The organism is Pseudoxanthobacter sp. M-2, from assembly GCF_046156265.1.
Classification (GTDB): domain Bacteria; phylum Pseudomonadota; class Alphaproteobacteria; order Rhizobiales; family Segnochrobactraceae; genus CAMDHY01.
In genome coordinates, this window is record NZ_JAWDIR010000024.1 from 1 (window position 1) to 7,689 (window position 7,689).

2 protein-coding genes and 2 pseudogenes are annotated in these 7,689 nt (G+C 58.7%); 2 read left to right on the top strand and 2 right to left on the bottom strand.

Features of this window, described 5'->3' with window-relative positions:
- Positions 1–182 precede the first annotated feature (182 nt).
- Positions 183–664 (bottom strand): annotated as a pseudogene (locus RUR49_RS14775) (transposase); the annotation flags it as partial.
- A gap of 62 nt (positions 665–726) precedes the next feature.
- A pseudogene (locus tag RUR49_RS14780) lies at positions 727–959 on the bottom strand (transposase); the annotation flags it as partial.
- A 288-nt stretch (positions 960–1,247) separates the two neighbouring features.
- On the opposite strand from RUR49_RS14780, the gene RUR49_RS14785 reads away from it, so the two are divergent.
- Together RUR49_RS14785 and RUR49_RS14790 are read left to right on the top strand one after the other, a co-directional pair.
- Entirely contained in the window at positions 1,248–6,008 is a 4,761-nt protein-coding gene (locus RUR49_RS14785) for a glycosyltransferase family 4 protein (RefSeq protein ID WP_409147169.1), read from the top strand.
- A gap of 626 nt (positions 6,009–6,634) precedes the next feature.
- A protein-coding gene (locus RUR49_RS14790) for an IS3 family transposase (RefSeq protein WP_409147170.1) occupies positions 6,635–7,689 on the top strand; the annotation gives its coding sequence in 2 pieces (ribosomal slippage) (positions 6,635–6,896 and positions 6,896–7,689; 1,056 coding nt annotated over the 2 pieces). This gene is flagged as partial in the annotation.

A 7,689-nucleotide genomic window follows, 5' to 3' on the forward strand; every position in this document is an offset into this window, starting at 1 on the left:
GAGACGGTGTTCGCGGCCGAGAAGCATCGCTTCGGGCTCATGGTGCCGACCATCGGTCTCAACCGCGCCGCCACCTAGATCGGCGTGGCAAACTGGCCTGCCCTCTTGAAGTGGTCCTCCCTGAGGTATGGGTTCTGAGGTCATTTGGAGGACAGGCGGATGGTGAGGAAGCGGCATAAGCCCGAGGAGACCCGACGGTAGCCGTAGCGGCCGTACTCGAAGGCGAGCGCGACGATGTCGGCGGTCAGCGCCACCTCGTCCTCCCGCCCGCGGGGGATCTTGCACTGCGTCGATCGATGCTGGCCGAGAACCTGGCAGGCTCGTCTCGCGGAGACCCCCACCGACCTGACGACATGCTCGACACCCGCACGGCGGCGGTCGGGGCTCAGTAGTTTCCCCGAGCCGCCTCCGCCAGGAACATCTTGCCGAGCGTCAGATCCGACACCGCACGCCGCAGCCGAGCGTTCTCTGCCTCGAGGTCCTTCAGGCGCTTCACCTGGTCGCCCTTCAGCCCGCCGTACTCATTTCGCCATCGGTAGTAGGTGACCTCCCTCACCCCGATCGACCGGATCGCTTCCACGACCGACCTGCCCTGGGCCGTCAGAACCTCAACCCGCCGAAGCTTCGTGACGATCTCCTCAGGCTTGTAACGCTTCGTCGCCATCTGTCCGTCATCCAAATGGTCTTAAAACCCATACCTCAGAGAGGACCACATCAAGGGGGGCGGGCCACGATCTTGTCGTCGAAGCCGGGGAAGCGGCACTGGTACTTGGCGATCAACTGCGGATCGATTGTCGCCTGCCGGTCGCGGGGGATCTCCAACTCGATCCGGCCGCTCTCGGTCGTCACCGTCTTGCGGCCGTAGCCGTTGCGGCTGTTGCCGGCGCGTCCCCGCCGAGATGATGGTCCATCTCGGCGTTCAGCGCCCGCTCGGCCAGCGCCTTCTTCAGATCAGTGATCCCTTCCGATGCTTCGCAACACCGGTGGAATCACAAGGCACTGATATTGCCCGACTTATTTTTCGGTCAGGCTCTGAACGCTGGCCGGCGTAGGTTGCACTGCACCGACGCGGAATTGACCGAACCGTCTCGGTGTTGTTCATTGTGGTCAGCCCGTGACCATCAGTGTCTCTCCGGTGCGGGCGTTTCACCTGGGGGCAATCGCCAGACACAGCGAGGCCGGTTCGCATCGTTCTTTTTGCAGCTATGCGAAAGGCCCAGCTTTGACTCGCTTTTGAGGTATATTTTATGTCGGGTAGGCTTGTTCACATTACTTTGTCTGATCGTGGCTGGATTCTTGAGAGACTGGGCAAAGAGATCGTTGCCCGCGTTTCCGGAATTAGCATTGACGATGAACCCGACCCATCGGCCCCGATACAGTACTATATTACCTACGGCTGTAGACTTGGCCGGGTGTCGCCCTGCGAAATCGCGCTTTTCACACATCTTGAAGGCGATCCAGTCACTAAGGAGCGATTTTTCCAGGTTGCGAAGAATGTAGATGCTGCCGTTGCGATGTCATCTGCGACTGGGGAGATCTTGCGGGCTGCGAAGATTGAAAGCCATGTCATCAAGCCTGGCGTTGACTTAGACGTCTTCAGGCCTCGGCTCAAAATTGGTGTTGTTGGGCGCACGTATCACACTGGTCGCAAAGGCGAGGCCCTTGTCAACTCCGTGATGGACATGCCTGACATCGAATGGCATTTTACCGGTGGCGGTTGGCCCGGCCCGGCAATTAATGTGCCGGAAAGAGAACTACCGGCATTTTATCGCTCGATGGACTACGTCCTCGTGCCTGCCTCATCAGAGGGTGGCCCGATGAGCGTGCTGGAAGCACTTGCGTCGGGAGTTCCGGTCATCGGTGGGCCCGTGGGCTGGGTCCCAGACTATCCCCACATCACGATCGATCCGAAAGATCCCGGCAGTTTACGACGCACGTTGAGCGAGCTACTTGCTCGGAAGCAGGTGCTGCGCCATGCCGTAGAAGAGAACACCTGGGATCGCTGGGCCGAGCAGCATGAGCTGCTTTTTCGAGCGTTGGCGAAGGAGCGAAACCTGTCTCCAACTGCCAGAGGTCCGCTGCATCGAAAGGTGCGCAAGGTAGCGCTTGTCACGCACGGCATGGAATCGACGGTCCTCGGTGGGCCAACCGTGAGAGTTCCTCGCACCGCCGCTGCTCTGCGTGAAATAGGAGTGGATGCGCGGCACGTGCACATGCCGCAGGCAGGACTCGGCGCCTATGACGTCGTGCACTTGTATAATGTTTGGCATCCATCGACAGCGTTGCGCGCCGCGCGCCGGGTAGCTGCGGTCGGAAAGCCGTTGGTTTTCTCACCCATTGCCCTTGACCTAAGCGAGGCGGAGCTTTGGCAGACGGGCTTGATCAGATCCTTTGATCGCCAGTCGGATATCCTTGACGGCCTCGGGCGCTGGGAGGCGGAGCGTGCGAGCTTTTTCGCTGGGAATTTTTCTACCTCTCTCCCGGAACCCGGCTTAAAGGAGAGCCTGCGAGAACTCTCGGCACTATCAGACGCCTTCGTATTTCTTTCAGAGAAGGAACGAGACCTCGTTCAGCAATATACGGCGCTTCCTGAAAAAAGCCGTGTAATCCGCAACCCTGTCGACTTCAATCGCTTCAGCAAGGGTGATCCGGATCTGTTTCGGAAGGCCTATGGTCTGCAGGGCAAGGAATACGTCTTGTGCGTAGCTCGGGTCGAACATCGGAAGAATCAACTGCTCCTAGCGATGGCCCTGCGTAGCACTGGTGTGCCGCTCGTCCTCGTCGGTAACGCCGGGGACGCTCAGTACGCCGAGTGGGTGCGCAAAGCCGGGGGGGAAAACTTGTTGATGATTGAACGGCTGGAGCCAGGTTCGGACATGCTGCGATCAGCGCTTCACGGTGCGCGTGTGTTTGCGCTACCTAGCTGGGCAGAAGGTGCCCCCCTGGCCGCACTTGAGGCTGCTGCAGCGGGACGTAAGATGGTCCTTAGCGATCGCTCGGGCGAGAGAGAATATTTTGGCGACAAGGCGTGGTATTGCGATCCATCGAATATCGAGTCCATTGCAGAATGCATTACCGAAGCTTGGGAGCGCAAGTGGAGGAGGGCAGATTCTGAGGCGCTTCAGGCGGAGATTCGAGAGCGCTATACGTGGCAAGAACATGCGCGGCTGGCGGACAACCTCTACCAACACGTGTCAACGGTGGATTCGATATCTAAGTCCCCGAGTATAGTTGGGTCTACCGGCGCGCGAGCTTCTACGTTGAATAACTCTGACTCGGATTTCGAAATAGTTTTCGATATAACAACAAGCACGAATAATGATGGACTTAGGTCCGGTATCATGCGTGTTGAGCATGCAATCGGCCAGGAGCTGGGGCGAAAGTTCGGCGCCAGGGTTCGCTATGTGTTTTTCCGAAACTCGGAGGAAGGCTTCACTGAGGTTTCGCAGTCTTGGGTCGGGCATCACGCCTTGAAATCTTACCTCCAAAAGACTCGTCCTAATCGTCTAAGTCCGGGTAGCTTCTTGCCGAATTCTCGCCTCGTTGTAACGGGCAGTAGTTGGATGCAGAATGGCAACTACGCAACATCCCTCTTGAATTTTGCTCAACAGCATAGTTTGGAATTGTCGGTACTTATGCATGACCTGACACCGGTACGTTCGCCGCACTGGTTCGCGGATGGATACGCGTCGCGTTTCCAAGAAAATCTAATTAACGTTCTCAGCGGGGCGCGTCGTCTTCTTGCGTACTCAAAATATACAGTGGATGATATCAAGGCATTTGCGGAAGAACATGATTTGATGATACCCGGATTCCAAAAATTCCGCCTTGCGGATGCAATAGGCACATTCAACGGCGGCGGTGAACGCGTTGATCCGGAGATTCAGAGGAGGTTCTCGGACCGTCCTTTCGCGCTCGCAGTGGGCGGTATTCACGCTCGCAAAAATTATGCCCTTCTCTACGAAGTGTGGATTCTGCTTCGCGCCAAGCTGGGTGAGGTGTGCCCGCACCTGATAATAGCAGGCGGGGTCTCCTGGAACGGCCAGGATCTGGCGCGCACTATCCGCAGCGATACGCGCGTCAACAAGCATATACACATCATCGACGGGATTGACGATGCGACCTTAGATTGGCTATATCGCGAGAGCCTATTCACCGTCTATGCGTCACTTCATGAAGGCTGGGGGCTGCCAGTCGGTGAAAGTCTAGCCTATGGGAAGATTTGCATCGCGAGTAACGCGACTTCCATTCCGGAAATTGCTCCGGACCTGACCGACCTGCTAAGCCCGTATGATCGTGTAACTTGGGCGGCGCGGGTTGAGCACTACGCGTTGTCACAGTCCGCGCGCAGCGCGCGCGAAGCCCAGATTCGTGCCGGCTACCATGCAACCACTTGGGAGGAGTCTGCCATCCAGCTCGAGAAGGCGCTGGGAGTGCCAATCGAGCCGTCAACTTGCTTTTCGTATGCAGGAGGTGAAGTCGTACTTCTAGGAACTCGTGTTCAGGTACGGCGGCATGTTGCTGGGGGCCTCTATCCGAGTGAGCCTTGGGGATGCTGGGGTAGTGATGGGCCTATCTTACTTCATATGAAGATTTGCGTCCCGCCCGAAGAGGACTATACGTTCACAGCAGTAGTCCAGTATTTTGGCCCAATGCGTGGTGATAATACCTGTCTCATCAAGGTTAATGGAAGAGAGATTGCGAGGTGGGCATTCTACGACAATCAATCAAAAGTGCAATTCCCAGTTACCGCACGCACGGCCCACGTCCCACGCGATCTGATCGACGCCGATGGCACTGTATGTGTTGAGTTGCTGCCACAGGCGAGCTACAAGGTTAACGCAGTGTCCGGAAGCACGGATGGTCGTGTGCTTAGTCTTGGTTTGATTGGATTCTGGATGGCGCCAGCATCCCAACGGCATCGTGCGCAGCAGGTCATCTATAAAGATGCTGGCCTTCAGGCGTGCATGAGGCTCGTCACTGGCGACGGCTCTCTTGATCCGTGTTTTGAGACCAACAAGTATGGTCCGACGCTGCCATTCAATCGAGTCTGGCTGCCGGATGATCAAGCGACCGTCCCCATCGTCTACCATGGTCCTGAGGCGCGTCATGGAGTGTTGCCGGTTCTCGTGAATGGCCTCGTTTTCCGTGGAGCGATTGGGGCGATCCCACTGGACCAGCCACTACAGTTTGATCTCACGTTCCAAGCCGCTGCCTCTGTCACATTGAGTACAAAGGTTGTTGTTTCGGTCAACGGTGAACTTGTGTGCTCACACGTCCTGAGTCCCGGCAACACATCGGTTGCTCAGTTTGCCGTGTCCCCGGCGATTTTGGCGCGGCAGGATCCTGCGTTAATTGTTGTCCTCCCGTCGGAGGGTTTGACAAATCCAGAAGTTTCCGGCGTTGCGCCGATTCAATTCCTCAGCATGAAAATTTGTGTTCCGGGAACCGAGTCGGAAGGGTTGGAGTTGGCTTCTTGGCGGGTGCAGGGTGCGGCGCAGCAGGCTGAACCTGTGCTGGCGCAGTACGAGCCTGCGCAGGCCAAGTCCGGTGTAGAATTGGTGGAGCCTTCCCCGGCTCAGCATTTGTTTGTCGGGATGGACGAGGTGATAGTCGGGACCGGAATCCACCCGCGCTCCAAATCAGCTTCCAACAAAACCTTCCGCTGGCTGGATGCGCAGAGTAGCCTGCGTCTACCTGGTATCGCTGCGCACGAGTCTACCTTGTTCATTCAAGGGTTACGTGCGAGTGCAGAGATAGATGTAGCCGACATCAAGCTATCTCTGAACGGTAAGGCCCTGGTCGGGAACATCTACAAAAATGCACGGTCCGGTAGTTGGAATGCGAGCGCATCATTGTCTGTAGAGAGCTTGCGGGGTGATGTGAACGAATTGGAGATTAGCGTCGCTGCCGCTCCAGACAGAAAGACTAAGGCAATTGCCATCCTCCATGTTGAGATCAAGCCTAGCCAAGTTGAGGTGACCCCGGTAATCGGGACAGGGGGTTAAGCTTGGTTCGCCCTGACGAGGACGGACCGATCGGGGACGATGACGGGGAACTTGAGCAAGCGTTCTTCTCCGGCCGCGGCCTTGAGGGCACTGGAGCGTTGGCCGAGGGAAGCAGGTCGTCGATCTGGCTTTGAGGGCGGCCTACGACGATGCGGGCGATGACGTCGGCGAGGTAGCTCAAACAGGCTGTTGAAGAAGTCGCTCTTCCCTGCCGTCTCGATGTGTTTCACTCCGTTATCTGGAGGGAGTGCTCGCATGCAAGGGTCGAACGAGAGGAAGGGGGGGTGCTTTTCTGCTAGGTCGACCTCGAGGCTGTCAACGGCGGTCGGATTCCAGGCCATCGGGGCGGAGTAAAAGCAGGCCAGTGGCGGCGCGGGAGGGGGATATGCTAAGGGACCCGATCCGGGCCCTTTGCATATCGTCGCGTTCGTTTCTGATCAGGCTGGGGTGATCTCGCCGGTGCCGGGATCGACGTGTTCGGTGGTGGCCTGGTTTTGCTCCGCCGCGGCGGTGGGGCGGCTCCGGCAGATTGCTTCAGCCGATAGTTGTCGTCGTTCATTGGCCTGCCCCCCTTGAAGTGGTCCTCCCTGAGGTATGGGCTTTGAGCGCTTTTGGAGGACGGACAGATGGCGAGGAAGCGGCATAAGCCTGAGGAGATCGTCGCGAAGCTTCGGCAGGTTGAGGTTCTGACAGCCCAGGGCAGGTCGGTCGCGGAAGCGATCCGGTCGATCGGGGTGACGGAGGTTACCTACTACCGCTGGCGGAACGAGTACGGCGGGCTGAAGGGCGACCAGGTGAAGCGCCTGAAGGAGCTCGAGGCGGAGAACGCACGGCTGCGTCGGGCGGTGTCGGATCTGACGCTCGACAAGATGATCCTGGCGGAGGCGGCTCGGGGAAACTAATGAGCCCCGCCCGTCGCCGTGCGTGCGTCGACCATTTCGTCGAGGAACTCGGCGTTCCCGAGAGACGGGCGTGCCGGGTTCTCGGCCAGCATCGGTCGACACAGCGCAAGATCCCCCACGGACGCGAGGACGAGGTGGCGCTGACCGCGGACATTGTCGCGCTCGCCATTCGATATGGTCGCTACGGCTACCGTCGGATCACCGCTCTGCTGCGGTCTGCCGGCTGGGTTGTGAATGCCAAGCGGGTCGAGCGGATCTGGCGGCGGGAGGGGCTGAAGGTGCCAGTAAGGCAACCGAAGCGTGGCCGGCTCTGGCTTACGGACGGGTCGTGCATCCGGCTACGGCCGGAGCACCCGAACCACGTGTGGTCCTACGACTTCGTCGAGGACCGCACCCATGATGGACGGAAGTTCCGCATGCTGAACGTCATCGACGAGTTTACCCGGGAGTGCCTGGCAATCCGGGTCGGGCGGAGGCTGCGGTCGACAGACGTCATCGACGTGCTCTCCGACCTCTTCATCCTCCGAGGCGTGCCGGGCCATGTCCGGTCCGACAACGGGCCGGAGTTCATCGCACGGGCTGTGCAGGATTGGATTGCTGCCGTTGGCGCCCGGACAGCCTTCATCCCGCCCGGCAGCCCCTGGGAGAACGGCTACTGCGAGAGCTTCAACGCCAAGCTCCGCGATGAACTCCTCGACGGGGAGATCTTCTACAGCCTCAACGAAGCCCGGGTAGTCACCGAGGGCTGGCGGCGGCACTACAACACCGTCCGCCCTCAT